Origin of the sequence: Roseovarius sp., from assembly GCF_040219995.1 — a bacterium.
GTDB lineage: Bacteria > Pseudomonadota > Alphaproteobacteria > Rhodobacterales > Rhodobacteraceae > Roseovarius.
In genome coordinates, this window is the sequence record NZ_JAVJUC010000022.1 from 75416 (window position 1) to 100809 (window position 25394).

Consider the following 25394-nt stretch of genomic DNA (forward strand, 5'->3'; position numbering starts at 1 on the left):
GGGCACCGGCCTGATTTTTCAGCGGGATTGTTCGTGCTCGAAGCGCTGCCGCGCGATCGCCTCGTTGCGGTCGGCCTTTTGCTGATCGGCGAGGGCCTTTTCCACGTAGTTGAGATGGGCGTTAATGGCGGCGCGGGCAGCATCGGGATCGCGCGCCTGAATCGCGACATTGATCGCGCGGTGCTGATCGAGCAGGGCACCGCGCGTGGTACGCTGCTTGAACATCACCTGACGATTGTAGAACACACCCTCGCGCAGAAGCTGGAACATTGAGCGCATCATGTGCAGCATGATCACGTTGTGGCTGGCCTCGATGATCGCCATGTGAAACTCGGCATCGAGCCGCGCCTCATCCGCCGGATTGGTCTTTTTATGCGCGGCTTCCATCTTGTCCATGATCGTCTGGATCACCTGCAAATCGGTATCCGAGGCGAGGCGCGCGGCGCGGCAGGCGGCCAGCCCCTCGAGATCGCGGCGAAAGCCGATATAATCGAACACCGCCTCGTCGTGATCGGCGAAAAGCCGGATCAGCGCGTCGGAAAAGGCGCTGCCGAGGACATCGGCGACATAGATGCCCGCCCCGGCGCGGGTTGTCAGCAGGCCCTTGTCCTGCAAATCGGCGATGGCCTCGCGCAGGGACGGGCGCGAGACGCCCAGTTTGTCGGCCAATTCCCGCTCAGCGGGCAGGCGTTCGCCGGGGCGCAGGATCCCGCGCAGGATCAATTTCTCGATCTGCCGTGTCACCGCAGTAGAGAGTTTCTCGGGTGTTACCTTTTGAAATGGCATACGCGCGCCCCTTAAAAATTGGTTATACGATATGACCAATATTTCTTTGCGGCAAGCGGCGTGATATCAGAACTCCACCCCCGGCTGCGCCTTGACGCCTTGACTGCGGAATGGGTGCTTGATCTCTTTCATCTCGCTGACGAGATCGGCGAGGTCGATCAACTCGGGCTTGGCGCTGCGCCCGGTCAGCACAACATGGGTCATCGGCGGCTTTTCCTCGGCCAGAAACAGCAGCACGTCGTCGAGGTCGAGATAGTCGTAGCGCAGGGCGATGTTGATCTCGTCCAGCAGCACCATCTTGTTGGCCGCGTCACGGATCAGTTCCTTGGCCTTTTCCCAGGCGGCCTGCGCCATTTCGGTGTCGCGCTCGCGGTCCTGCGTGTCCCAGGTGAAACCCTCGCCCATGGTGTGGAAGGCGCAGACATCGCTGAACCGGTCCTTGAGCAGGGTACGCTCACCGCTTGGCATGCTGCCCTTGATGAACTGCACCACGGCGCATTGCATGCCGTTTCCGATGCAGCGCATGATCATGCCGAAGCCGGAACTGCTCTTGCCCTTGCCATTGCCGGTATGGACGATGATCAGGCCCTTTTCCTCGGTCTTGGTCGCCATGATCTTGTCACGGGCGGCTTTGATGCGCTTCATCTTTTCCTTGTGGACTTCGGGGTCGAGGGCCATGCGTTCTCTCCTGCGTCTCGGTGCTTTGCGGGGGACTTTTGGCCGAGATGCGCAGGTGTGCAAGGGTTTTCGGCGCGCGTGACACGCCTTTGTCAACCGTTACGGGGGCAGGGTTTGCCATGAGCCATGCGATGATCCCTGTCCTTGCTTGCCGCCGCGATATGCGGCTTGATCGTGCGCGGGTTTGCCGCCAAAAGAACCGCATCGTGAGCCCCGTTGGGTTTGCAGAGCCGAAAGGGCCAGAATCATGGATTACAAGGCAGCAGGCGCGCCGAAGAAAGGCAGCAATGCCCCGCGTCACAAGGAGCATAACGCCCCCGGGTCGCAAAAGAACCCGTTCGGCAAGCGACCCACCAAGGAAGAGCTTGTGGCGCGGCTCAAGTCCAAGGCGCAGGCCCCCAAGAAGGCCTAAAGCGCTTTTTCCATGAAGATTGACGAGGGCGCATCGGGATAGTCGCCGAACGGCCCGCAGGGGGTGAAGCCGTGCCGGGCATAGAGACGGTGCGCGGCATGCAGCACGTTGCCGGTTTCAAGCTTCAGCGCGGCAAGCCCATGCTGACGGGCCTCCTCCTCGATGCGGCGCAGGATCGCGTCGGCCACCCCGCGCCCGCGCGCGGCCTCGTCGACGAACATGGATTTCACCTCGCCATAGCCGTCGCGCAGGGCAAGCGCGCCGGTGCCGAGGCAGGTCGCCCCCTCCATCGCCGTGAAAAACCGGATGTCGGGCGCGCAGAGCGCGTCGATATCGAGAAAGAAGTTGTCCTCGGGCGGGAACAGCGACTGCATCAGCGTGTGGCTTGCGTTGAGCAGCGCGGTCGCGCCTGGCTCTCTGGGGTCGGCGGCGGTGATAAGGTACGGTGTTTCGGTGACGGGCACGGGCATTTGCGGTCTCTTCAATGGGAAGTGTGGGCAAGATTAGCAGGCCCGCCATGGGGTGCAAGTGATGCATTGCCGGCGGAAATCCGCAATATCATGTGGATAACTGGCCCACTCGCCCCATATCCTGTGGTTGGTCGTTGACAGAATCGCGGCGGGCTGGTCACATTCTGCTTTGATGGAATCGCCAGACCCGAGGTGCGCGTGCAGTTCTCCAAACTCCGATTGACCGGCTTCAAGAGCTTTGTCGACCCGACCGACCTGATCATCGCCGATGGTCTGACCGGGGTGGTGGGGCCGAACGGCTGTGGCAAGTCGAACCTGCTGGAGGCGCTGCGTTGGGTGATGGGCGAGAACCGCCCCTCTGCGATGCGCGGCGGCGGGATGGAGGACGTGATCTTTGCCGGGGCTGCGACGCGCCCGGCGCGCAATTTTGCCGAGGTGGTGATCCATCTCGACAATTCCGACCGGCTGGCCCCGGCCGGGTTCAACGATGCCGATCATCTGGAAATCGTGCGCCGGATCACCCGTGACGTGGGCAGCGCCTATAAAGTCAACACCAAGGATGTGCGCGCGCGCGATGTGCAGATGCTTTTTGCCGATGCCTCGACCGGCGCGCATTCGCCCGCGCTGGTCCGGCAGGGACAGATCTCGGAACTGATCAACGCCAAGCCGAAATCGCGGCGGCGTATTCTGGAAGAGGCGGCGGGGATTTCTGGACTCTACCAGCGCCGCCACGAGGCGGAGTTGAAGCTGCGCGCGGCGGAGACCAATCTGACCCGCGTCGATGATGTGGTCGAACAACTGGCCGCGCAATTAGCGCAACTGGCGCGGCAGGCCAAGCAGGCGGCGCGCTATCGCCAGATCGGCGAGGAATTGCGGCTGGCTGAGGGGTTGTTACTTTATCGCCGCTGGAAAGAGGCGGATCAGGCACGCGCGCGGGCCGAGGAGGAATTGCGCGAGCGCACCACGGCGGCAGCACGCGCCGAAACGGCGGCGCGTGCTGCCGCCCGCGCCCGTGCAAAGGCCGACGACGCCCTGCCCGCCCTGCGCGAGGAAGAGGCGATCGCGGGGGCGATCCTGCAACGGCTGACCGTGCAGCGCGACACCCTGTCGGAACAAGAGGCCAATGCCCGCGACCGGATCGAGACGCTGGAGGGACGCATCGCGCAGCTTGCCCGCGATATCGAGCGTGAGACCGGCCTCAACCACGATGCCGGCGAGACGATCAAACGCCTCGACTGGGAGGCGGCGGAACTGGCCAAGGGGGCCGAGGGGCACGAGGCCCGCCTAGAGGCCGCGCAGGAGGAAGCGCGCGACGCCGCCCGCGTGTTGCAGCAGCGCGAAAGCGATCTGAGCCAGATGACAGAGGACATGGCCCGGCTCTCGGCGCGGCACCAATCGGCGCAGCGCCTGATCGAGGATTGCCGCAAGACGCTGGCCAAGAGCGAGGCCGAGGCCGAACGCGCCCGCGCGGCACAGAGCCAATCGCGCGAGGCGCTGCGCAAGGCCGAGACCGATCAGGCGGCGGCGGCCAAGGCCGAAGCCGAGGCGGTGGCGGCAGCAGAGGCCGCCGAGGCCGCGCTTGTCACCGCCGACGAGGCCCGCGCAGAGGCGCAGACCCGCGAGGCCGAGGCCCGCGCGGCCCGGTCCGAGGCCGAGGGCGAGGTCAACGCCCTGCGCGCCGAGGTCACGGCGCTGGCGAAACTGGTCGAGCGCGACACCGCCGAGGGCGGGCAGATCATGGACCGCCTGCAGGTGCAGCAGGGCTTCGAGAAAGCGCTTGGTGCGGCGCTTGCCGACGATCTGCGCGCGCCCGAGGTCGAGGCCGATGGCCCCTCGGGCTGGACCATTCTGCCGGGATACCAGACGCCGCAGCCCCTGCCCGAGGGGGTCACCGCGCTAACCAACCACGTCTCGGTGCCCGAGGTTCTGGCGCGCCGCATGTCGCAGATCGGTCTGGTAGATGCCGAGGATGCGCCGCGTTTGCAACCGCTCCTGAAACCCGGTCAGCGGCTGGTCAGCACCGAGGGTGATCTGTGGCGGTGGGACGGGTTTCGGGCCTGGGCCGAGGATGCGCCTTCGGCAGCGGCACTCCGCCTGCAACAACTGAACCGACTGGAAGAGTTGAAGCAGCAGCTGGAACATGCCACCGCGCGCGCCGACGGGGCGATGCGCGCGCATGAGGCGCTGCGTGAGCAACTGGCAGCCTGCACCGAAAAGGACCGTGCTGCGCGCGAGGCGCGCCGGGCAGCGGATGCCGCCGTCAACGAGGCCAATCGCGCCCTGAGCCGGGCCGAGGCCGACAGCAACCTTGCCGGATCGCGGCTCGAGTCCTCGAGCCTCGCGGTAACGCGCCACGAGGAAGAGGCGATGGCGGCGCGCAAGGGGCTGGCAGAGGCCGAAAAGGGGCTCTCCGGGCTGGGCGATCTGGAGGCCACGCGCGCCGATCTCGAAGACATCAAGATGACCGTCGAGGCCGCGCGCATGACGATGATGGCGCGCCGCTCGGCAGCGGATGAGTTGCGCCGCGACGGAGAACGTCGGACCCGCCGCAGCCAGGAAATCGCCAAGGAAATCAGCGGTTGGCGACACCGGCTGGAGACCGCCGAGAAACGCAGTGCTGAGCTGGCAGAGCGCAAGGATGCATCAGAGGCGGAACTGGCCGAGGCGAGTGCCACGCCGGAGATCCTCGCCGCAAAGCGCGCGGAACTGAGCGAAGAGATCACCCGCAGCGAGGCGCGCCGGGCACAGGCCGCCGATGCGCTCTCGACCGCCGAAGGGGCGGCGCGGCAGGCCGGGCTCAATGAGCGCGAGGCCGAGCGGCAGGCGTCGGAGGCCCGCGAGGCCCGCGCCCGCGCCGAGGCGCGTGTCGATGCCGCGCGCGAGACCCGAGATCTGGCCGCCGAGCGGATTGGCGAGGCCATGGACACCACGCCCGACGCCCTGCTCGAAAGCCTTGGGGCCGACCCTGACACCATGCCCGGCTCCGACGCCATCGAGGGGGATGTGAACCGTCTCAAACGGCAACGCGACGCGCTCGGCGCGGTGAACCTGCGCGCCGAAGAGGATGCCAAAGAGGTGCAGGAAGAGCATGACACGCTGGTCACGGAAAAGGCCGATCTGGAAGAGGCGATCAAGACGCTGCGGGGCGGGATTGCCAGCCTCAACCGCGAGGGGCGCGAGCGTCTGCTGACCGCCTTCGAGCAGGTCAATTCCAATTTCACGCTGCTGTTCCGCCATCTCTTCGGCGGTGGCGAGGCCAATCTCGTGCTTGTCGAGAGCGATGACCCGCTGGAGGCGGGGCTCGAGATTATGTGCCAGCCGCCGGGCAAGAAGCTGTCGACGCTGAGCCTGTTGTCGGGGGGCGAGCAGACGCTGACCGCATTGGCGCTGATCTTTGCGGTATTCCTCGCCAATCCCGCACCCATTTGCGTGCTCGACGAGGTGGACGCGCCGCTCGATGACGCCAACGTGACACGCTTCTGCGACCTGCTGGATGAAATGTGCCGCCGCACCGAGACGCGGTTCCTGATCATCACCCACCACGCCGTGACGATGAGCCGGATGGACCGGCTCTTCGGGGTGACCATGGCCGAGCAGGGGGTCAGTCAGCTTGTCTCGGTGGACCTCAAGAAGGCCGAAGCCATGGTGGCGTGAGCAATTTCGTGCGCATTTGCGACGTATTTTAACCTTTCCTTCACGTCGGCCCGGTGGTGTACTTTTGTTGCAATCCATTGCAGCAGAAGGAGGTGATCAGGCTGAATGAAAGCAATTTTCGAAGATGGATGGTCTTTCTTGCAGCGGGAACGCTGTTGGTCACGGTCATCCGGCTTTTGACGGGACTTTGAGTTCCTGAAAAAGAAGACCCTGCAGAGTTGGCGCTCCGCAGGGTCACGTTTTCGGTGCTCAGACTGAAAACAATTTTCGAATGATCAATATACTGCCGATTCCTTAGCAAAAAGTAAAGCGCGGCCCGAGCCAAAAGAAAACGCCGCCACGGAGGACGGCGTGATCTGTGTGCGTCTTGTCCGTGGTTTCAGAAGCCGAGGCCGGCATACTTGTTCTTGAACTTCGACACGCGGCCGCCGGTGTCCATCAGACGCGAGGAGCCGCCGGTCCAGGCCGGGTGCACCGAGGGGTCGATGTCGAGCGAGAGCGTGTCGCCCTCGGCCCCGTAGGTCGAGCGCATCTGCACGACGGTGCCATCGGTCAGCTTGACGTCGATGAGGTGGTAATCGGGGTGGATTTCTTTTTTCATCTTGCCAGTCCTTACGCCGACTTGCCCTTGAGGGGCTTGTAATGGGTGTCTTCCGCGATACGGGCCGATTTGCCGCGGCGCGCGCGCAGGTAGTAGAGCTTGGCGCGGCGGACGCGGCCACGGCGCACCACCTCGATATGCTCGATATTGGTCGAGTAGAGCGGGAACATGCGCTCCACGCCTTCGCCAAAGGAAATCTTGCGGACGGTGAACGAGCCTGCGATACCCTTGCCGTTGTTACGGCTGATGCAGACGCCTTCGAAGTTCTGCACACGGGTGCGCGTGCCTTCGGTCACCTTGTAGCCGACGCGGATCGTGTCGCCGGCCTTGAAATCGGGAATGGTCTTCCCGAGCGAGGCGATCTGTTCCGCCTCCAACTGAGCGATAATATCCATCGCTATTCTCCTGATCTGCTTGCGGTTTTCCCCGCAAAGGTGGTTTGCGTCCCTCAGAGCTCTTGGTCTTCTTCCGGGTCCGCATGTGCGCCCGCCAGAGATCAGGGTCGTCCTTGTCTTGTTCAGTCGTTTCTTCGGGCACCCCTCAAGGCCGAAGAAGGCCGGGCGGTCTGATGTGCCATATGAAACATGCCCGGAACAGCGATGCCGATTCCAGACTGCGCGGTGTATAGGCGCAATCGGGGGGCGGATCAAGCCTTGTCGCGGCGCGATTTCAGGTGACGGTCCCAGAGGTCCGGACGGCGGGTGGCAGTGAGGCGTTCGGACATCTCGCGCCGCCACGCCGCCACCTTCGCATGATCGCCCGAAGTCAGTACTTCGGGGATCGGGCGGCCCTGCCATTCCGCGGGGCGGGTGTAGTGCGGATGTTCCAAAAGGCCGCTCGAATGGCTTTCCTCGACGGCGCTCTCGGCATTGCCCAGAACGCCTGGCAAGAGCCGCACGCAGGCGTCGATCAGGGCCTGTGCCGCAATCTCTCCCCCGGTCATCACGAAATCGCCCAAGGAGACCTCTTCGATCCCGTAATGCTCGATCACGCGCTCATCCAGCCCCTCGAACCGACCACAGATCAGCGTCACGCCGGGTCCTTGGGCGAGGCGCTGCGCCATGGCCTGATCGAAGCGCCGCCCGCGCGGGCTGAGGTAAATGAGCGGCGCGCCGCGCGGTGCGCTATCCTGCGTGCGGTCAATGGCGCGGCCCATCACGTCGGCGCGCAGGACCATTCCCGCACCGCCCCCTGCGGGCGTGTCATCGACATTGCGGTGCTTGCCCTCGCCAAAGGGGCGCAGGTCGATCGGGGTGAGCGACCACAGCCCGTCCTTGAGCGCGCGGCCCGTCAGGCTTTCACCCAAGATACCCGGGAAAGCCTGCGGCAGAAGGGTGATCACCTGCGCCTTCCACGCGCGGGCAAGCTCCGGCGTGGGGGTGATCAGCTCTCGCGGTTGCAGGGTGGCGCGGATGGATTTGCGCCCGTGGGATTTGGGTGTGTCGCTCATGATGCTGCCGCTTAGCCTCTGGTGCGGGGGGCAGGCAAGGGGTTTTGCGTGGTTCAGCTATCGGACTGCTCGGCGCGACGGTAGCGGCGCAGCACCTTGCGCTTGGCCTCGGCCAGGGCCTTGTCGCCCATGGCAGAGCGGTTCAGCGCGAGAAAGTCGCGTGCCGCGTTTTCGGGCTGCGTGTTGTGTTGGGGCAGGGCGCCCAGCCCTTCGGTGGTTACGCCGAGGTGCCGTAATGCCGCGCCGAGCGGGCCGAGCGGTTCGGGGCCGATGTCTTCGATGCGGTCAGTCTCGACTTGTGCCAAAGAGCCGATGCAGCGGCGTGCCTCGCCCACGATTCGGGCATGATCGGCGGCGGGGGCCATGCGGTCGCGAAACGGCTCGAACTCCTCGGTCAGGCGTTGCGCGCGCAGGTTCTGCCAGTAGAGGCTGCGCAGCCACGTCTCGGGCGTGCGGGTGGTGAACCAGACGGTGATCTGCGCCTCTGGGCCGTAATAGCGGTGCAGAATGTTGACTGCAGAGCGGGCAAGGATCGGGGTGGCGGCGTAGGTCTTGACGCCCCTCAGGCCCGGCAAATGCCCGCTCAGCACCTCGGAACTGATCAGGAGCGGCCGGCGATCGCTGCTGTCCCGCGCCTCGAAAGCGTGTTGAAATTCCGTGGTAAAATGATCGAGATATTCATCCGTCCGCCGCTCGGAATAGTGCCGCGCGGCGCGGGCGGCCTCGATCAGGTCGGGGGTGAGCATCAGTTGCAGACGTGACCCGAGCATGTCCATTTGCGCCGTCGCGCCGCGTTGCAGGCTCGACGTGCCGGTCTTGTGAAAACCGGGGTGGAGCAGGATGCGCATCGCTCAGAACAGCCCCTCGGGCGGGTCCGCGACGATCCGGCCTGACGCCAGATCGACCGTCGGCACCGCCTCGCGGGTGAAGGGCAAAAGCACCGTGGATTTGAGGCCGGGACCGTGGATTTCCAAGAGATCTGCCGCGCCGTGGTTGAGCACCGCCTTGACCCGGCCAAGCGCTGTGCCCCCGGTGTCGACCACGTCGAGCCCGATCAGGTCGGCGTGGTAAAACTCGTCATCCGGCAGGCTTGGCAATCGGTCGCGGGGCACGTAGAGCCGCACGCCGCGCAGGGCGTCGGCCTGTTCTTTGGTGGCTATGCCGGGAAAGCGCGCGGTGAGGGCATTGTTGGTCTGGCCTGTCAGGGTCAGATCGAAGCTGCGGCTGCCGTCCTCGGTGCTGAGTGGCGCATAGTCGGCGATGTCCTCGGGGGAGGCGGTGAAGCTCTTGAGGCGCAATTCGCCCTTGACGCCGAAGGCTCCGGCGATGGCCCCCACGCAGATGCGGTGATCGTCGCTCATGCTGCTCTCTCACGGTTGTGACCTGCATTGCAGGCTAGGGGAAAATCACGCCGATGCAAAGGGTTGGCACACATCAGCGGGTCTCCGTTGGCAGGGTGGGGCGGCGTGTCTCCCATCCGGCCTGTTCCAGCTCGGGTGTGTCGCTGCGGGCCTCGGGCCAGCCGACGCAGAGATAGGCGACGAGCGACCAATCGCTTGGAATATCAAGATCATGTGCCAGTTGATCGGGGTCAAGGATCGACACCCAGCCGACACCGAGGCCCTTTGCGCGGGCGGTGAGCCAGAAGAGCGTGATCGCGCCCACCACGGAATAGCGGCGGGTTTCGGGCATGGTGGCCGCCCCGAGTCCCGCGCCCTTGTCGGTGCTGTCATCGCACCAGACCGCCAGTTGCACCGGGGCCTCTTGCATGCCCGAGAGTTTCAAGTTGCTGTAAAGCTGCGCCTTTTCGCCGTCATAGCCGTCGAGCGCCTGCGCGTTGGCGGCGCTGAAATTGGCGAGGGCGGCGGCGCGGGCGGCGGGGGATTGCACCTCGATCACGCGCCACGGTTCGCTGAGGCCCACGGAGGGGGCCAACAGAAACGCGTCGAGGCAATCGCGCAGGATTGCCTCGTCCACGGGATCGGTGCGGAAGCGGCGCACGTCGCGCCGCCACCGCATGAGATCGCGCAGGTTGGTCTGGAAGTCGTTGGAAAACTCTGACATTCCAGTGCCTTGCCTGTTTTACTCTTCTGCCGTCGCCTCTTCGGCCGCAGCCTTTTCAGCAGGGGCGTTCGCGGCTTCGGCTGCTGCGGCGGCCTTGGCGGCTTTCTCTTCGGCGCGGTCCTGAGCTTTCTTGCCCGGCACGGCCTTTTTCAGGTTGGCGCGTTCTTTCTTGGCGATCACGCCTGCGTTTTCGAGCATGCGGCTGATGCGGTCGGTGGGCTGTGCGCCCTGCGCCAGCCAGTGCTGGATGCGCTCCACGTCCATCTTGATGCGATCTTCGCTGTCCTTGGGCAGGAGCGGGTTGTAGGTGCCCAGTTTCTCGATGAAGCGGCCATCGCGCGGCATGCGGCTGTCCGCTGCAACGATGCGATAGAAGGGGCGCTTTTTCGAGCCACCACGGGCGAGACGGATTTTCATGGCCATTTGATATTCTCCTTTAATGGCGGGGGTTTGGTGGGGTTGAACCCCACCCTACGACTGGTGCTTCTGGTGATGCCGGATCACCTCGGCGATGATGAAGTTGAGGAATTCACGGGCGAATTCCGGGTCGAGGTCGGCGGATTTCGCCAGGTCTTCGAGCCGCTCGATCTGCGCGGCTTCGCGCGCGGGATCGGACGGGGGAAGGTCGTGTTCGGCCTTGAGCTTGCCCACCGCCTGGGTGTGCTTGAACCGCTCGGCCAGGGTGAAGACGAGGATCGCGTCGAGGCGGTCGATGCTCTCGCGGTGCTCGGCCAGAAGGGCGGCGGCGCGGGTGGCGTCATTGGTCATGGCGGGTCTCCCGGGCGGCGAACATGCGGGGCTGTATCACGTCGGTATTCTGTCGGTATCGCGTCGGTGCGCGGGTCAGGGTCATGTCAGTCAATTGGCATCCCCTTCGGCTTGAACATCGGGTCGCAATAATGGGCGATCTCGAGCTCGATCCCGTCGCGCAACTGCCCCGAGGCGGCGGCGGAGGGGGACGGGTGGCGATAGACCGCATCCGAGCCGTCGATGGTTGCTGCCTCGCGATCCTTGGTGCAGCCGAGACGTTCGGCAAGGCGGATGCTGTCGAGGTTCTTGGGGTCGATATAGCTGACCGCCCCCTCCCAGCCTTGCCGCTCGTAGAAATGGCGGCGCACGGCGTGGGTGGCCTCAAGTGCATAGCCGCGACCGGCCTTGTCGGGCCAGATGATCCAGGCAATCTCGCGCTCGGGCCATTTGGCGGGGAACCAACCCCCGGCCATGCCGTAGGTCTCGTCCGTCAGCTTGTCGTGGATCATCCACATGCCGAAGCCGCGCACCGCCCAATGGCCGATCTCGGCGGCGTAGAGCATCCACGCCTCGTAGCCGTTGAGCGGCCCGCCCATGAAACGCGAACGGTAGGAGGCGAAGGTCGCCTTGAAATCGGGATAGTCCCCGGCCTCGGGGCCGCGCAGCACGAGGCGGCGGGTCTCGATCACCGGGATGTCGGGATAGTTGCTCATGCGTAGGCTTCGACCGAGCCGTCATCGTCGCGGCCAAGGGCGGTGTCGGTGGCGGCGTCGGGACCGGGGTGGCGGTAGAGCATGTCGCGGCCCATCGAGACGTTCTCATATTCGCGCTCGAACCATGCGCCGAGGCGTTCGGCCAAGGCGACGGAGCGGGTGTTGCCCGGCAGGATGTTGGAGGTGAGCGTGGTGAACCCCAGATCCTCGTAGGCGTAACGGCGGGCGCGCAGCGCGGCCTCATGGGCGATGCCGCGCCCCTCGAAACCCTCGAACACGACCCAGCCCAGTTCCGGTTCGGGCCAGCCTTCGGGGTTCCAGATGCCGCAGATTCCTGCGGGCGCGCCGGTGGCCTTGTCCTCGATCGTGAAATAGCCGTAGCCATGGATATGCCAGTGGCCGATATTGCAGGCCCACCAGCGCCAGGCGTCGGGGCGCGTCTCGGCCCCGCCAAAGCCCCAGGCGCGGTCGGGATCGGCGAAGAAGGCCGCGAGCGGCTCGAAGTCGCGCGGTTCAGGCCCACGCAGGATGAGGTGGGTGCTGTCGAGCACAGGGGCTTGCGTGAGGCTCATGGGCGGGCCTCCGGGATAATCGAGTATTTTTGGCAAGATGAAGTCATTGGATCACTTCTTCTTGCCGAAACCGGAGAGGCCGGGGGGCAGGCCCATGCCGCCGCCCATTCCGCCGGGCAGCTTGCCGCCCATGGCCTTGGCGGCCTCTTCCATTGCCTTGGGGTCGTTCATGTCGGGCATGCCGCCCTTGCCGAACATGCCTGACATGGCTTGCTTGAGCATGCCGCCTTTGCCCATCTTGCCCATCTTCTTCATCATGTCGGCCATCTGCCGGTGCATCTTCAGAAGCTTGTTGAGATCGGACACCTCTTGCCCCGCGCCCCGCGCGATACGTTTCTTGCGGCTGGCCTGTAACAGGGCGGGATTGGCGCGTTCTTTTTTCGTCATCGACTGGATGAGGGCGATCTGGCGCAGGATCATCTTGTCGTCAAAGCCCGACTCCTGCACCTGTTTCGCCATCTTGCCCATGCCGGGCATCATCCCCATCAGGCCTTGCATGCCGCCCATCTTCTGCATCTGCTCAAGCTGGCTGCGCAGGTCGTTCATGTTGAACTGACCCTTCTGCATCCGGCGCATCATGCGTTCGGCCTGTTCGGCCTCGATGGTTTCCTGCGCCTTTTCCACCAGCGCCACGATGTCGCCCATGCCGAGGATGCGACCGGCGATGCGCTCGGGCTCAAACGTCTCGATGGCGTCCATCTTTTCGCCGAGGCCCACGAAACGGATCGGCTTGCCGGTGACGGCGCGCATCGAGAGGGCGGCACCGCCGCGCCCGTCGCCATCCATCCGGGTGAGGACGACGCCGGAGACGCCGATCTTGTCATCGAATTCGGTGGCGACGTTGACGGCATCCTGACCTGTGAGGCCATCGACGACGAGCAGGGTTTCGCGCGGATTGGCGACGTCGCGCACCGCTGCCGCCTGTGCGATCAGGTCAGCGTCGATATGCAAGCGGCCCGCCGTGTCGAGCATGTAGACGTCATAGCCGCCCAGGGAGGCCTGCGTCTTGGCGCGTTTGGCGATGGCGACCGGGTCTTCGCCCTTGACGATGGGCAGGGTGTCGACGCCGATCTGCTGGCCGAGAATGGCCAGCTGTTCCATCGCCGCCGGGCGGTTGACGTCGAGCGAGGCCATCAGCACCTTTTTGCCGTCGCGCTCTTTCAGGCGCTTTGCAAGCTTGGCGGTGGTGGTGGTCTTGCCCGAGCCCTGCAGGCCGACCATCAGGATCGGCGCGGGCGGGTTGTCGATCTTGAGTGCGCCGGGGTCTTCGCTGCCGCGCAGCGTCTCGATCAGGGCGTCATGGACGATCTTGACGACCTGCTGGCCCGGCGTCACCGATTTGGTGACCGCCTGACCGGTGGCCTGCGATTCGACCTTTTTGATGAACTCGCGGGCGACGGGCAGCGAGACGTCGGCCTCCAGCAGCGCGACGCGCACCTCGCGCAGGGCGGTCTTGACGTCCTCTTCGGAAAGCGCGCCCTGCTTGGTCAGCCGGTCGAGGACGCCGGAGAGGCGTTCGGACAGATTTTCAAACATCACTCGGGCTCCTTCGCCGGTTCCTGTCTGTCACCCGATATAGGGGCAACGGTTCAAACGATAAACGCCCCCGTGGGCGCAACGCGCTGACGGGGGGCGATCCCGGACCGCGCCCGGGACCGGAAGCATGCGGCTTCCGGGGTGTTGGGGTGGCGTTTACGCGCGCGGGGCGGGCGAGTCAAGCGGGCGGGGAGGGCTGTTGTAGTTCGCGCGCGAACGTATAGATTGAATGCGGCCTCTCATGTTGAGGGATGCACAGGGCGCAAGGATGCGGGCGGTGATGGACAATTGGGATGAGGTGCGGACCGCCTATAACGTGGCGCGCGTGGGCACGGTGAGCGGGGCGGCGGAGGTGCTGGGCGTGCATCATGCCACCGTCATCCGCCATATTGACGCGCTTGAGGAGCGGCTGGGGGTGAAGCTTTTTCAGCGGCATGCGCGCGGTTACACGCCGACCGAGGCGGGCGATGACCTGTTGCGCGTGGCGCAGGCCACCGACGATCAGTTCAACCAACTGGCCGGGCGGATCAAGGGGCGCGGCAATGATGTGTCGGGCGAATTGGTGGTGACCTCGATCGGCGGCTTGAGCCATCTTCTGGCCCCGGTGCTGGCGGAGTTTCAGCAGGGCTATCCCGATCTGGTGGTGCGCTACCTGACCGGCGATCGCCTCTTTCGGCTGGAATATGGCGAGGCGCATGTGGCGATCCGGGCAGGCGCGGTGCCGGATCAGCCCGACAACGTGGTGCAGCCGTTCTTTCAGCAGCAGTTCACGCTCTATGCCAGTGAGGGTTACGCCGCCCGGCACGGCCTGCCCAAGGGCTGCGGGGAGTTCGGGCAACATCGCTTTATCGGGGCGGATGACCCCAAGACGCGCGCACCGTTTCACCGCTGGTTGCAGGATAATGTGCCGGGCGAGAATATCGTGTTCCGTTCCGGCGACGTGCATGCGCAGCGCAACGCGATCCTTGCGGGGGCGGGGATCGGGTTCACCTCGGTGTTGCAGGCCGCCGAGGTGCCGGGGCTGGTTCAGGTGATGGAGCCCAAGCCGGAATGGGCGGCGCCGCTGTGGCTGGTCACGCATATGGATTTGCATCGCACCACCAAGGTGCAGGCGTTCCTCACGTTTCTCAAGGAGCGGGCGAGCGGCTGGCAGGTGGAGTAGCCGTGCTCAGATGAAGCCGCCTGCGCGCAAGTCGGCGCGCAACCGGTGCAGTTCGGGGGGCAGGGTGCTGTCATCCGGGGTGTCCGTCAGGTGCGAGAGCGCGGCGCTGGTCCATAGATCGGCCTCGCCCATCTGCGTGATCTGGCGGGCGATGGCGTCGAACACGTGCTGGCGGGTGCGGCGCTGAATGAGGCCGACGCGGGTGCCGGGCTGCATCACGAAGGGCGCGAGATGAAAGGCTGAGCCGTCGGGGCCGACGATGACGCGCGCGGCGCGGTAGCGGGCGATCTGTTCGGTGACGGTGTGGCGTTCGGGGTGAAAGATGGTGAACCCCGCATGGGACATCCAGCGTTCGATCTGTTGCTCATGCGGGACCTGTTGCGCCGGGGTCTTGAGCCTGCGGCGTGAGACATAGAGCTTTTCGGGGCCGTCGGCGGGCACGGCGGCGCAGAGATGCGTGCGCATGTAGCTGCGCGCCTCGGGGGTGCCGTGAGTCCAGTGCAGGTGGCCGAAGCCTTGTGAGGGGATGATCGCCTCGTCGACCTGCACCGGGGTTTCCACCAGATGCACCGGCAGGTGCTGCCCGAGAATGTCCAGCAGCGGGCCGAGGCGGCGGCGCAGCACGGCGGCGATGTCGCGCCCGGCCATCGGGATGAGCGCGATGCCGTCGGGCCGGGTGCTCAGGTGGTCGAGCGCCCAGAGCCGCGGGAGCGCTTCGAGCAGGAAATGCCCGAAATGATGCCGCCCGACCCCGGCAAAGAGCCAGCGGCCGGGCAGGTGGGTGGCCGGTGTTTCGGACGGTGTCGGATCGGGGGTAAAGCGGCTGGCCGAAAGCAGGGTGCGCGCGGCGTGTACTGGGGCGCCGTCCGCGTCCAGTATGCCGCAGGCGCGGTCCTGCGCGCCGGGCATCGGCAGGAGGGTGGCCTGCTTGATATAAGTGATCTGCGCCTCGGGGAGGCTGCGGGCGTCAGGTGTCATCGGGCAGTTCCGTGCGCAGGAACCGCTCGAACGCGTCGAGATGCACCGCCTCGAACTGGCCGAAGCCCTGCATCCAGATCGAGGCGTCGCGCAGCGCGTCGGGCTCCAGCCTGCACCAGACCACGCGGCCGCGCCGCTCCTGGCTGATCAGACCGGCGCGGCTGAGGATGCCGAGATGCTTGGAAATCGCGGCGAGGCTCATCTCGAACGGTTCGGCCACATCGGTGACGGCCATGTCATCCTCGAGCAGCATCGACAGGATCGCCCGCCGGGTGGGATCGGCGAGGGCGGCGAAAACGGTGTCGAGGGCGGTGGCCTTGTCCATGCCGCTCATAAGCCCGAGCGCGCCCCGCGCGTCAACGGCCATCGCGGGTGGACGCATCGCAAATGCGCCGTTTTTCCGGGTTTTTTGGCCGGAAAAGGGGTTTGATCTGGGACAAAGCAGTGTCAGGCTGGTGCCGTTAGGCTCAAAAAGCGATCCAAGGAAACGCGAAAGGAAAGAATATGTTCTCCAAAATCATGGTTCCCGTCGATCTGGTTCACAAGGACACGTTGGGCAAGGCGCTCGATGTGGCCGGTGACATGGCCAAGCGCCATGGCGCGTCGATCGACGTGGTCAGCGTGGGCGGTGAATTGCCCGGCGAGTTGGGACACACGCCGCAGGAATTCGGCGACCGCCTGCAGGGCTTTGCGGATGAGCTGCGCGAGAAATACGGCGTCACCGTCAAGGCCGATCCGCTGATGGCGCATGATCCGGCGGTCGAGACCACTGCGGAACTGATGAAGGCGATCGACAAGACCGGGGCCGATCTGGTGATCATGGCCAGCCACAAGCCCGGCTTTCTGGAGCATATCTTCAGCTCGCATGGCGGCTATATCGCGCAGCATGCACAGTGCTCGGTTTTCGTGGTGCGCTGATACTCAACCGAAAAGTTGAATATGGGCAAACCGCCCCATTGGTCCGGTGGGGCGGTTGCGGCAGAAGGACACTGCTGTTTCTTTATGGCAAAAATACTCATTAAAACAATGGCTTGAGCCTGAGATGCGCTGGCGCGTATGGTGCTTGACTCATGGCCCCCTGCGCCATAGCAAAGGCGCAACATATCGAAGGGGCCCCGCGTGACCGATCCCGAGCAGAGCGAGCGACTGGCAAAGCTGGAAGCGAGGATTGCAAAGCTCAAAGGCAAGGATGCGCCGAAGCCCCATCAGGAAGAGCATTATTCTCAGGCGCAGCTTGCCTGGCGGATGGTGATCGAACTGGTGGCCGGTCTGCTGATCGGCTTTGGCATGGGATACGGTTTGGATCAGCTTTTCGGCACCATTCCGATATTCCTTGTCATATTCACATTTCTGGGCCTCGCGGCCGGCGTAAAGACGATGATGCGCAGCGCCGAGGAGATCCAAAAGGACGCGATGACGCCCAAGACGGGCGCGGAAGAGAGGGACAAGGATGGCGACTGAAGCGCAGGGGGCCGAAGGCGGCATGGAATTCCACCCGATGGATCAGTTCCTGGTCAAGCCGCTCTTTGGTGACGGCCAAGTGGGGATGTTCACGCTGACCAATGCGACGCTGTGGATGGCGATCACGATCCTCGCGATCTTTGCGCTGCTGGTCATGGGCACCTCGGGCCGCGCCACGATCCCGTCGCGGATGCAGTCGGTGGCCGAACTGGCCTATGATTTCGTGCGCAAGATGGTCGAGGATGTGGCGGGCAAGGAAGCGCTGGTCTTTTTCCCCTATATCATGACGCTGTTCATGTTCATCGTGTTTGCCAACTTCCTCGGGCTCTTGCCGATGGCGTTCACCACCACCAGCCATATCGCCGTGACGGCGGTGCTGGCGATGATGGTGTTCCTGACGGTGACGATCCTCGGTTTCGTCAAGAACGGCGCGGCCTTCCTGAGCCTCTTCTGGGTCAGTTCCGCGCCGCTGGCACTGCGGCCCATTCTGGCGATCATCGAGTTGATTTCCTACTTCGTGCGCCCGGTCAGCCACTCCATTCGTCTGGCGGGCAACATGATGGCCGGTCACGCCGTGATCAAGGTGTTCGCGGGCTTCAGCCAGGTGGCGATGATCGCCCCGCTGTCGATCCTCGCGGTGTCGGCGATGTACGGGCTCGAAGTGCTGGTGTCCTTCATCCAGGCCTATGTCTTTACCATCCTCACCTGCGTCTATCTCAAGGACGCGCTGCATCCGCATCACTGAGGGTAACTGTGGGCATCCCCCACTCATCGAACAACCAGACGACGGCGGGTTCGCCCGCCTCACGACTAACCTAGCAATGCCAATTCCAACGTAAGGAGACATCTCATGGAAGGCGATATCGCACAACTGGGTCAATTCATCGGTGCAGGCCTCGCAGGCATCGGTTCGGGTGCTGCCGCAATCGGTGTGGGCCACGTGGCCGGCAACTTCCTCGCGGGCGCGCTGCGCAATCCGTCGGCTGCCGCCGGTCAGACCGCGACGCTGTTCATCGGCATCGCATTCGCCGAAGCCCTGGGGATCTTCTCGTTCCTCATCGCGCTTCTGCTGATGTTCGCCGTCTGAGCCTTACGGGTATCTGATCCTTACGGCCGGAGGGCGGCGATGCGCCGCCTTCCGGTGTAACCGGAACATTCCCCAGGGAGGACGACATGGCGAGCGAAACGCAAGGGGCCGAAGCCGCAACGGGCTTGCCTCAGCTCGATATCACGACATTCTCCAACCAGATCTTCTGGCTGTTGGTGTCACTGGTCGTGATCTACTTCATCCTGTCGCGCGTGGCCTTGCCGCGCATCGCGGCAGTGCTGGCCGAGCGTCAGGGGACGATCACCAACGATCTTGCCGCTGCCGAAGACCTCAAGGCCAAGGCCGTCGAGGCCGAGGAAGCGTATAACAAGGCGCTGGCCGATGCCCGTGCCGAGGCGCAGAAGATCATCGCCGAGACCAAGGCCGAGATCAAAGCCGATCTCGACAAGGCCAATGAAGAGGCCGATGCCGAGATCGCGGAGCGGACCGCCGAGGGCGAGAAGAAGCTTGCGGAGATCCGTGAAAGTGCCATGGAGAGCGTGCGCGAGGTGGCCAAGGACACGGCTGCCGAGATCGTCTCGGCCATGGGTGGCAAGGCCGATGGCCGCAGTGTCACCGCTGCGATCAACGCCCGGATGAAAGGATGAGAGCCATGCGCAAGCTGACACTGACCGTCGCCGCATCCGGGATCGCCAGCCCGGCGCTGGCCGCGTCGGGGCCGTTCTTTTCGCTGAGCAACACCGATTTCGTGGTGCTGCTGGCGTTCCTGCTGTTCGTCGGCTTCCTGACCTATATGAAGGTGCCGGGGCTGATCGGCAAGAAGCTGGACGAGCGGGCGGAGGGCATCAAGTCCGAACTCGACGAGGCGCGTGCGCTGCGCGAGGAGGCACAGACCCTGCTGGCGAGCTATGAGCGCAAGCAGAAGGAAGTGCAGGACCAGGCCGATCGCATCATCGCCCAGGCCAAGGAGGAGGCAAATCAGGCCGCCGCCGAGGCCAAGGATGACATCAAGGCCTCGATCGCGCGCCGTTTGCAGGCCGCCGAAGACCAGATCAAGAGCGCCGAGGCGCGGGCGATCCGGGATGTGCGGGATCAGGCGGTGAATGTCGCCGTGGCCGCCGCGCGCGACGTGATCGCCAAGCAGATGACCGCCGCCGAGGGCAATACGCTGATCGACAACGGCATCGCCGAGGTCGAAGCCAAGCTTCACTGAGGGCTCTGGCAGAGAGTTTGAATGGCCCGGTCCGGCGACGGATCGGGCTTTTTCTTGTCGGCTGATGTCTTGTGATCACAAAATCAACGCTTTGAGGAGTGTGACTTGCAGGCAGTCTCTGGGTTTGGGGATAAGACTCAGTGTGGCGGCGCGTTTTGTTGGGCATACATCATCTGGAAATTGTGATCACACGATAAATGATGTGATCACAAAGCCAAAGTTTTTGCGGCGAATTGCCCTGATTGTCAGGAATTCTACTTCGTGACAGGTGACAGCGCCCTGAAAAAGTTTCAAAACAGGGGCAGCTTGAGCCGGCGCATGCGCCGCCGCCATCTGTAAAGGAGGTTCTCCATGGCCGAAACCGATCTGGCCCGCACCGAACAGGTAGAACGCCCACTGTCCCCGCATTTGCAGGTCTACCGCCCGCAGCTGACCTCGATCACCTCGATCCTGACGCGGATCACCGGGAACGCGCTCGTCGTGGCGGCGCTTTTGATTGTGTGGTGGCTACTCGCGGCCTCGACCTCGGATGACTATTTCGCGATGGCAAATGCCGTGCTGACCTCATGGTTTGGCGATCTGGTGATGACGCTGTCGCTCTGGGCGATCTGGTATCACTATCTCGCGGGGCTGCGGCATTTCTATTTCGATGCGGGCAAGGGCCTCGACATTCCCACGGCGGAAAAGCTGGGCTGGGGCTGCATCATCGGCTCGGTCGTGTTGACCGTCATCACGCTGTTTCTGGTCTGAGGAGGGAAAGATGCGTTATCTGACCGCACGTAAACGGGCCGAAGGCAAGGGTGCCGCTGGCACCGGAACCGAGCATTTCTGGTACATGAAGATGTCGGGTGTGGGCCTTGCGATCATCACCCCGGTCTTTCTGGTCGCCTTCGGGCGCGCGCTCGGCGGGGACCGCGCCGAGGTGCTGGACGCCTTTTCGCATCCCGGCATGGCGATCCTCACCGGCCTGATGATCTTTTTCGGGCTGCGCCATTTCGCGGGCGGCGCGCAGACGATGATCGAGGATTATGCCCATGGCATGACGCGCCGGGCCCTGATTATCGCGGTGACCGTTCTAAGTTACGGGATGATCGCCACCGGGCTTTTCGCCCTCGCCAAGATTGCGCTGTGAGGAACTGATTAAATGGCTGCTTATGAATACGAGACGCATGATTACGACGTCGTGGTCGTGGGGGCCGGTGGGGCCGGGCTGCGCGCCACGCTCGGCATGGCCGAACAGGGGCTGCGCACCGCCTGCGTGACCAAGGTGTTCCCGACCCGCTCGCATACCGTGGCCGCGCAGGGTGGCATCGCGGCGAGCCTTGGCAACATGGGGCCCGATAGCTGGCAGTGGCATATGTATGACACGGTCAAGGGGTCGGACTGGCTGGGCGATACCGACGCGATGGAATATCTCGCGCGCGAGGCGCCCAAGGCGGTTTACGAGTTGGAGCATTACGGTGTGCCGTTCTCGCGCACCGAAGAAGGCAAGATCTATCAGCGTCCCTTTGGCGGCCATACGACCGAGTTTGGTGAAGGCCCGCCGGTGCAGCGCACCTGTGCCGCCGCCGACCGGACCGGCCACGCGATCCTGCACACGCTTTACGGCCAGAGCCTGAAGGAAAAGGCCGAGTTCTACATCGAGTATTTCGCGATTGACCTGATCATGACCGATGGGGCGTGCACCGGTGTCGTCTGCTGGAAACTAGACGATGGCACGATGCATGTCTTCAACGCCAAGATGGTGGTGCTGGCGACGGGTGGCTATGGCCGGGCGTATTTCTCGGCGACCTCGGCGCATACCTGCACCGGTGACGGCAATGGCATGGTGGCGCGGGCGGGTCTGCCGCTTCAGGATATGGAATTCGTGCAGTTCCACCCGACCGGCATTTTCGGCGCGGGCTGCCTCATTACCGAGGGCGCGCGCGGCGAGGGCGGGTATCTCACCAACTCCGAGGGTGAGCGGTTCATGGAACGCTACGCGCCCAACTACAAGGATCTGGCCCCGCGCGACTATGTCAGCCGCTGCATGACGATGGAAATCCGCGAAGGGCGCGGTGTCGGGTCGGGGGGCGATCATATCCACCTGAACCTGAGCCACCTGCCGCCCGAGGCGCTGAACCTGCGCCTGCCGGGGATTTCCGAAAGCGCCAAGATCTTTGCCGGGGTCGATGTGACCAAGGAGCCGATTCCTGTGCTGCCCACGGTGCATTACAACATGGGCGGCATTCCGGCGAATTACTGGGGCGAGGTGATCAACCCGACCAAGGACGATCCGCACGCCGTGGTGCCCGGCCTGATGGCCGTGGGCGAGGCGGCCTGTGCCTCGGTGCATGGGGCGAACCGGCTGGGCTCGAATTCGCTGATCGACCTGGTGGTGTTCGGTCGTGCGGCGGCCATTCGGGCGGGCAAGGTGGTGGACCCCGAGAGTGCGGTGCCTGCGACCAATGTGGCCGAGGTGGACCGCGCGCTTGATCGCTTTGACAAGCTGCGCCATGCGGATGGCGCGGTGCCGACCGCCGATCTGCGGCTGGAGATGCAAAAGACGATGCAGGCGGATGCCGCCGTCTTCCGCACCTCCAAGACGCTGGCCGACGGGGTCGAGAAGATGAAGGGTGTGGCCGCCAAGATGGGTGATATCAAGGTCACCGACCGCAGCCTGGTATGGAACAGCGACCTGATGGAGACGCTGGAACTGACCAACCTTATGCCCTGTGCGCTGTCGACGATCTTTGGTGCCGAGGCGCGCAAGGAAAGCCGGGGCGCGCATGCGCATGAGGATTTCAGCACCCGCGACGATGAGACCTGGCGCGTGCACACGATTGCGCGGATCGGTGAGACGGATGTCGATCTGAGCTATCGCCCGATCATCGAGGACCCGATCACGCCCGAGGATCAGGGCGGCATCAGCCTCAAGAAGATTGCACCGAAGGAAAGGACATTCTGATGCGGATTTTTACCAAGGGAGTGATCTCCGCCGTCCTCGGTCTCGGTCTGAGCCTTGCGAGCGTCACGGCCTCGTTTGCCGATCCCAACCGGTATATCCCGGTGCGCGACCAACGCGCGGCGATCCTGGATTGCCGCTACGAGATGGGGCTGCGCGGTGCGGCGCGCTTTGCCGCCGAATGGCCGGAGGTGCCGCCCGGCGGGCAGACGGTCTCGTGGATCGTGCCGGGGCCGAACCTGAGCCCGGCGCAGACCGACCGGGTGAATGAATGCGCCGACAAGCGGCTGGGCCGCAACCCGACGCCGCGTTTTGCCTCGGGCGAGCAGCGGAGGGTCGAGCGTCGCTACAGCCGGTGCCCGAAGCACGCCGCGATCTTTGTTCGCGGTTCGAGCTATTGCATCAAGGGCAACTGACAGAATGATCCGACGCGCGTTTCTATGTCTGGCTGTGGTCGCCCTCGGAGCCTGCGAGGCGACCAATCAGGTGGCGGATGATATTGCGCGTGAGCGGGCCAAGAGCGTGGTCAACACGGTCGTGGCAGAGCGGTTTCCGGGTGTGAATGCCGCGCCTGTCACGGATTGCATCATCGATGCGGCCTCGGCCCGCGAGATTGTCCGGATCGCCGGAGCGAGTGTCACCGGGGTGACCCCCGAGGTGGCACAAGAGGTTGTCAGCATCGCACAGCGCCCCGAGGCCGTGCAATGCATCGCCGCAAATAGCCTGACCCTGCTGGGCGGCTGAAAGGAGTAGAAAATGGTTCAACTCACACTCCCCAAGAATTCGCGCATGGTGACGGGCAAAACCTGGCCCAAGCCCGAGACGGGTGGCACGATGCGCAAGTTCACGATCTATCGCTGGAACCCCGATGACGGGCAGAACCCGCGCGTCGATACCTATTTCGTCGATCTCGACGATTGCGGGCCGATGGTTCTGGATGCGCTCATTTACATCAAGAACAAGATCGACCCGACGCTGACCTTTCGCCGCTCTTGCCGCGAGGGGATTTGCGGATCGTGCGCGATGAATATCGACGGGATCAACACGCTCGCGTGCATCTACGGGATGGACGAGGTCAAGGGCGACGTGAAGATCTACCCGCTGCCGCATATGCCGGTGGTCAAGGATCTGATCCCCGACCTCACGCATTTCTATGCGCAGCATGAGAGCATCATGCCGTGGCTGGAGACCAAGACCAACCGGCCCGCGAAGGAATGGAAGCAGTCGATCGAGGACCGCGAAAAGCTGGACGGGCTGTATGAATGCGTGATGTGCGCCTGCTGCTCGACCTCCTGCCCGTCCTATTGGTGGAACGGCGACAAGTATCTGGGGCCGGCCGCGCTGCTGCACGCCTATCGCTGGATCATCGATTCACGCGATGAGGCGACGGGCGAGCGGCTGGACGATCTGGAGGATCCGTTCAAGCTCTATCGCTGCCACACGATCATGAACTGCACCAAGACCTGCCCCAAGGGCCTGAACCCCGCCAAGGCGATTGCAGAGATCAAGAAGATGATGGTCGAACGGCACGTGTGACGGCGACGCCCGGCCCGGGGCGGCAAGAGGCTGCCGACCCTCGAAAGCGTTTTGGGGAATACGATGTGCCTGTGATAATCTCTGCCGCAAAACGGGAGGGACAGGGTCATGTCGACGACGCTCATGATTGGCACCACCAAGGGGGCCTTTCTTCTGCGATCCGGGGACGGCAGGCAGAGTTGGACCGTCGAAGGCCCGCTCTGTGACGGCTGGCCCATCAACCACGTGATCGGCGACCCGGAGAGCGGATGTATCTGGGCCGCCGGTGGTGGCGACTGGCACGGCGCGGGGGTCTGGCGGTCGGAGGACGGGGCGCGCTGGAGTTTGTCGAAGCTGTCCAACGGACAGTTCGATGAATGGGCCGCCAACGATCCGCAAATGGCCGAGATGTTCGGCTGGGAGCCGGTCGAGGCGGCGTTTGACGGCGAGGTCACGGCGGTCTGGTCGCTGCATCATGCGCATGGCACGCTTTATGCTGGGACCAAGCCCGCCACGCTGTTTGCCAGCCGGGATGGCGGGCAGGGGTGGGAGCGTGTCGATGGGCTGAGCAACCACCCGTCGCGCGACAGTTGGAACCCCGGTGCGGCGGGGCTTGTGCTTCATACGATCGTCAGCGACCCGGACCGCCCCGGCAAGCTGTGGCTGGGCATTTCGGCCGCCGGTGTCTTTGCCACCGAGGACGATGGTGCGACATGGGAACGGCGCAACCGCTTGTCCAACGAGGAGGGCTGCGCGCAGCACGCCCATCCGGCGGCGCCGCGTGATGGCGAGACCGGGCATTGCGTCCACAACCTAGTGCGAGCGGCGGGGCGTGACCTGCTCTATCAGCAGAACCATCATGGCGTTTATCGCAGCCCGGACGGGGGGCGAAACTGGCATGACATCACCGAGGGGCTGCCCTCGACCTTCGGCTTTCCGATTGCGGTGCATCCGGACGACCCCGAGACGCTGTGGGTGCTGCCGCTCAATGGCGATATTGCCGGGCGCTATCCGCCCGATGCGTCTGCCGCCGTCTGGAAATCCACTGATGGCGGGCAAAGCTGGGCGGACAAGCGCGACGGCCTGCCGGGGCAGAACTGTTATTTCACCGTGCTACGACAGGCCATGACGGTGGACAAGGACAGCCCGGCGGGTGTCTATTTCGGGACCAATACCGGGTCCATTTTCGCGAGCGGCGATGCCGGTGAAAGCTGGCGCGAGATTGCGCGACACCTGCCGACCGTCCTGTCGGTCGAGGTGATGCAGCAGGCGGGCTGAGCGCGACAGGGTCCGCCGCGACGGTTGGCTTGCAATTCCTGCATGGCCAGAATGCAGCTTTGTCGGTTTTTCGCTGCAGCGCAGAGGATTATCTTTGCCTTGTCCGAAA

General features: G+C 64.3%; 34 protein-coding genes. 16 read left to right on the top strand and 18 right to left on the bottom strand.

Going from position 1 to position 25394, the window contains the following annotated elements:
- Window positions 1-18: 18 nt before the first annotated feature.
- Both RID11_RS11320 and cobO read right to left on the bottom strand, forming a co-directional pair.
- Window positions 19-786 (bottom strand): FCD domain-containing protein, encoded by a 768-nt coding sequence (locus tag RID11_RS11320; protein WP_350139043.1) that lies wholly within the window; start codon window positions 784-786, stop codon window positions 19-21.
- A 66-nt stretch (window positions 787-852) separates the two neighbouring features.
- A complete protein-coding gene (gene cobO / locus RID11_RS11325; RefSeq protein WP_350139046.1) occupies window positions 853-1464 on the bottom strand; it encodes a cob(I)yrinic acid a,c-diamide adenosyltransferase in 612 nt (203 codons plus the stop codon).
- 247 nt (window positions 1465-1711) lie between these two features.
- Between cobO and RID11_RS11330 the strand changes: the two genes are divergently transcribed.
- A complete protein-coding gene (locus tag RID11_RS11330) occupies window positions 1712-1876 on the top strand; it encodes a hypothetical protein (RefSeq protein ID WP_350139049.1) in 165 nt (54 codons plus the stop codon).
- Here RID11_RS11330 and RID11_RS11335 read toward each other — a convergent pair.
- Complete coding sequence (locus RID11_RS11335) at window positions 1873-2346, bottom strand: GNAT family N-acetyltransferase (RefSeq protein WP_350139052.1); 474 nt, start codon at window positions 2344-2346, stop codon at window positions 1873-1875. The two genes, RID11_RS11330 and RID11_RS11335, sit on opposite strands and share 4 nt — an antisense overlap.
- A 198-nt stretch (window positions 2347-2544) precedes the next feature.
- Here RID11_RS11335 and smc point away from each other — a divergent pair, with 198 nt between their 5' ends.
- Window positions 2545-6000 (top strand): chromosome segregation protein SMC, encoded by a 3456-nt coding sequence (smc, locus tag RID11_RS11340; protein ID WP_350139055.1) that lies wholly within the window; start codon window positions 2545-2547, stop codon window positions 5998-6000.
- Between the two features lie 40 nt (window positions 6001-6040).
- Here smc and RID11_RS11345 read toward each other — a convergent pair whose 3' ends face one another.
- The 12 genes from RID11_RS11345 to ffh all read right to left on the bottom strand — a co-directional run bounded on the left by RID11_RS11345 (window position 6041) and on the right by ffh (window position 13686).
- Window positions 6041-6238 carry a hypothetical protein gene (locus RID11_RS11345; RefSeq protein ID WP_350139057.1) on the bottom strand — a complete coding sequence of 66 codons (198 nt, stop codon included), beginning with the start codon at window positions 6236-6238 and terminating at the stop codon, window positions 6041-6043.
- Window positions 6239-6379: 141 nt separating this feature from the next.
- A complete protein-coding gene (gene rpmE / locus RID11_RS11350) occupies window positions 6380-6601 on the bottom strand; it encodes a 50S ribosomal protein L31 (RefSeq protein WP_050661393.1) in 222 nt (73 codons plus the stop codon).
- 11 nt (window positions 6602-6612) lie between these two features.
- On the bottom strand, window positions 6613-6996 hold the full coding sequence (rplS, locus tag RID11_RS11355; protein ID WP_050661394.1) for a 50S ribosomal protein L19: 384 nt from the start codon (window positions 6994-6996) through the stop codon (window positions 6613-6615).
- Window positions 6997-7247: 251 nt separating this feature from the next.
- The gene (gene trmD, locus RID11_RS11360) at window positions 7248-8051 is read right to left on the bottom strand and encodes a tRNA (guanosine(37)-N1)-methyltransferase TrmD (protein WP_350139061.1); all 804 of its coding nucleotides are present in this window, start codon (window positions 8049-8051) and stop codon (window positions 7248-7250) included.
- Window positions 8052-8104: 53 nt separating this feature from the next.
- Window positions 8105-8899: a hypothetical protein gene (locus RID11_RS11365; RefSeq protein ID WP_350139063.1), complete on the bottom strand. Its 795-nt coding sequence runs from the start codon at window positions 8897-8899 to the stop codon at window positions 8105-8107.
- A 3-nt stretch (window positions 8900-8902) separates the two neighbouring features.
- Window positions 8903-9412 (bottom strand): ribosome maturation factor RimM, encoded by a 510-nt coding sequence (gene rimM / locus RID11_RS11370; protein WP_350139065.1) that lies wholly within the window; start codon window positions 9410-9412, stop codon window positions 8903-8905.
- Between the two features lie 73 nt (window positions 9413-9485).
- Window positions 9486-10115 (bottom strand): 5,6-dimethylbenzimidazole synthase, encoded by a 630-nt coding sequence (bluB, locus tag RID11_RS11375; RefSeq protein WP_350139067.1) that lies wholly within the window; start codon window positions 10113-10115, stop codon window positions 9486-9488.
- Between the two features lie 18 nt (window positions 10116-10133).
- Window positions 10134-10538, bottom strand: a complete 405-nt coding sequence (gene rpsP / locus RID11_RS11380) for a 30S ribosomal protein S16 (protein ID WP_074785152.1) — start codon at window positions 10536-10538, stop codon at window positions 10134-10136.
- A 48-nt stretch (window positions 10539-10586) separates the two neighbouring features.
- A complete protein-coding gene (locus tag RID11_RS11385) occupies window positions 10587-10883 on the bottom strand; it encodes a chorismate mutase (protein WP_050661400.1) in 297 nt (98 codons plus the stop codon).
- Window positions 10884-10969: 86 nt separating this feature from the next.
- Window positions 10970-11578 (bottom strand): GNAT family N-acetyltransferase, encoded by a 609-nt coding sequence (locus RID11_RS11390; protein ID WP_350139072.1) that lies wholly within the window; start codon window positions 11576-11578, stop codon window positions 10970-10972.
- Window positions 11575-12150 (bottom strand): GNAT family N-acetyltransferase, encoded by a 576-nt coding sequence (locus RID11_RS11395; RefSeq protein WP_350139074.1) that lies wholly within the window; start codon window positions 12148-12150, stop codon window positions 11575-11577. The genes RID11_RS11390 and RID11_RS11395 overlap by 4 nt, the downstream gene beginning before the upstream one ends.
- A 51-nt stretch (window positions 12151-12201) precedes the next feature.
- Window positions 12202-13686, bottom strand: a complete 1485-nt coding sequence (gene ffh, locus RID11_RS11400; RefSeq protein WP_350139076.1) for a signal recognition particle protein — start codon at window positions 13684-13686, stop codon at window positions 12202-12204.
- 280 nt (window positions 13687-13966) lie between these two features.
- Between ffh and RID11_RS11405 the strand changes: the two genes are divergently transcribed.
- Window positions 13967-14848 (top strand): LysR family transcriptional regulator, encoded by an 882-nt coding sequence (locus tag RID11_RS11405; RefSeq protein ID WP_350139079.1) that lies wholly within the window; start codon window positions 13967-13969, stop codon window positions 14846-14848.
- A gap of 6 nt (window positions 14849-14854) precedes the next feature.
- Here the strand turns inward: RID11_RS11405 and RID11_RS11410 are convergent, their stop codons facing one another.
- Both RID11_RS11410 and RID11_RS11415 read right to left on the bottom strand, forming a co-directional pair.
- Window positions 14855-15826, bottom strand: a complete 972-nt coding sequence (locus RID11_RS11410; RefSeq protein ID WP_350139081.1) for a glycosyltransferase family 61 protein — start codon at window positions 15824-15826, stop codon at window positions 14855-14857.
- On the bottom strand, window positions 15816-16193 hold the full coding sequence (locus RID11_RS11415; RefSeq protein ID WP_350139083.1) for an ArsR/SmtB family transcription factor: 378 nt from the start codon (window positions 16191-16193) through the stop codon (window positions 15816-15818). Before RID11_RS11415 ends, RID11_RS11410 begins: the two co-directional genes overlap by 11 nt.
- 137 nt (window positions 16194-16330) lie before the next feature.
- Here RID11_RS11415 and RID11_RS11420 point away from each other — a divergent pair, with 137 nt between their 5' ends.
- The 6 genes from RID11_RS11420 (at window position 16331) to RID11_RS11445 (ending at window position 19548) form a co-directional block, all read left to right on the top strand.
- The gene (locus tag RID11_RS11420; RefSeq protein ID WP_350139085.1) at window positions 16331-16744 is read left to right on the top strand and encodes a universal stress protein; all 414 of its coding nucleotides are present in this window, start codon (window positions 16331-16333) and stop codon (window positions 16742-16744) included.
- Between the two features lie 201 nt (window positions 16745-16945).
- Entirely contained in the window at window positions 16946-17287 is a 342-nt protein-coding gene (locus tag RID11_RS11425) for an AtpZ/AtpI family protein (RefSeq protein WP_350139087.1), read from the top strand.
- Window positions 17277-18032, top strand: coding sequence for a F0F1 ATP synthase subunit A (locus RID11_RS11430; protein ID WP_350139089.1), 756 nt, complete (start codon window positions 17277-17279; stop codon window positions 18030-18032). Before RID11_RS11425 ends, RID11_RS11430 begins: the two co-directional genes overlap by 11 nt.
- A gap of 105 nt (window positions 18033-18137) precedes the next feature.
- Entirely contained in the window at window positions 18138-18374 is a 237-nt protein-coding gene (locus tag RID11_RS11435) for a F0F1 ATP synthase subunit C (RefSeq protein WP_009816528.1), read from the top strand.
- A gap of 86 nt (window positions 18375-18460) precedes the next feature.
- Window positions 18461-18982 (top strand): F0F1 ATP synthase subunit B', encoded by a 522-nt coding sequence (locus RID11_RS11440; protein ID WP_050661408.1) that lies wholly within the window; start codon window positions 18461-18463, stop codon window positions 18980-18982.
- A 5-nt stretch (window positions 18983-18987) separates the two neighbouring features.
- Window positions 18988-19548 (top strand): F0F1 ATP synthase subunit B, encoded by a 561-nt coding sequence (locus RID11_RS11445; protein ID WP_350139093.1) that lies wholly within the window; start codon window positions 18988-18990, stop codon window positions 19546-19548.
- Between the two features lie 186 nt (window positions 19549-19734).
- Here the strand turns inward: RID11_RS11445 and RID11_RS11450 are convergent, their stop codons facing one another.
- Window positions 19735-19881 (bottom strand): hypothetical protein, encoded by a 147-nt coding sequence (locus RID11_RS11450; RefSeq protein ID WP_350139095.1) that lies wholly within the window; start codon window positions 19879-19881, stop codon window positions 19735-19737.
- An 18-nt stretch (window positions 19882-19899) separates the two neighbouring features.
- Here RID11_RS11450 and sdhC point away from each other — a divergent pair, with 18 nt between their 5' ends.
- From sdhC to RID11_RS11485, 7 genes are all read left to right on the top strand, one after another.
- On the top strand, window positions 19900-20298 hold the full coding sequence (sdhC, locus tag RID11_RS11455; RefSeq protein WP_350139097.1) for a succinate dehydrogenase, cytochrome b556 subunit: 399 nt from the start codon (window positions 19900-19902) through the stop codon (window positions 20296-20298).
- A gap of 10 nt (window positions 20299-20308) precedes the next feature.
- Complete coding sequence (sdhD, locus tag RID11_RS11460) at window positions 20309-20680, top strand: succinate dehydrogenase, hydrophobic membrane anchor protein (RefSeq protein ID WP_350139100.1); 372 nt, start codon at window positions 20309-20311, stop codon at window positions 20678-20680.
- 12 nt (window positions 20681-20692) lie between these two features.
- Window positions 20693-22495, top strand: coding sequence for a succinate dehydrogenase flavoprotein subunit (sdhA, locus tag RID11_RS11465; protein ID WP_350139103.1), 1803 nt, complete (start codon window positions 20693-20695; stop codon window positions 22493-22495).
- The gene (locus tag RID11_RS11470) at window positions 22495-22908 is read left to right on the top strand and encodes a hypothetical protein (RefSeq protein ID WP_350139106.1); all 414 of its coding nucleotides are present in this window, start codon (window positions 22495-22497) and stop codon (window positions 22906-22908) included. Before sdhA ends, RID11_RS11470 begins: the two co-directional genes overlap by 1 nt.
- A gap of 4 nt (window positions 22909-22912) precedes the next feature.
- Entirely contained in the window at window positions 22913-23236 is a 324-nt protein-coding gene (locus RID11_RS11475; RefSeq protein WP_350139108.1) for a succinate dehydrogenase, read from the top strand.
- A 12-nt stretch (window positions 23237-23248) separates the two neighbouring features.
- On the top strand, window positions 23249-24028 hold the full coding sequence (locus RID11_RS11480) for a succinate dehydrogenase iron-sulfur subunit (RefSeq protein ID WP_350139111.1): 780 nt from the start codon (window positions 23249-23251) through the stop codon (window positions 24026-24028).
- Between the two features lie 108 nt (window positions 24029-24136).
- Window positions 24137-25285 carry a WD40/YVTN/BNR-like repeat-containing protein gene (locus tag RID11_RS11485; protein ID WP_350139113.1) on the top strand — a complete coding sequence of 383 codons (1149 nt, stop codon included), beginning with the start codon at window positions 24137-24139 and terminating at the stop codon, window positions 25283-25285.
- Window positions 25286-25394 lie beyond the last annotated feature (109 nt).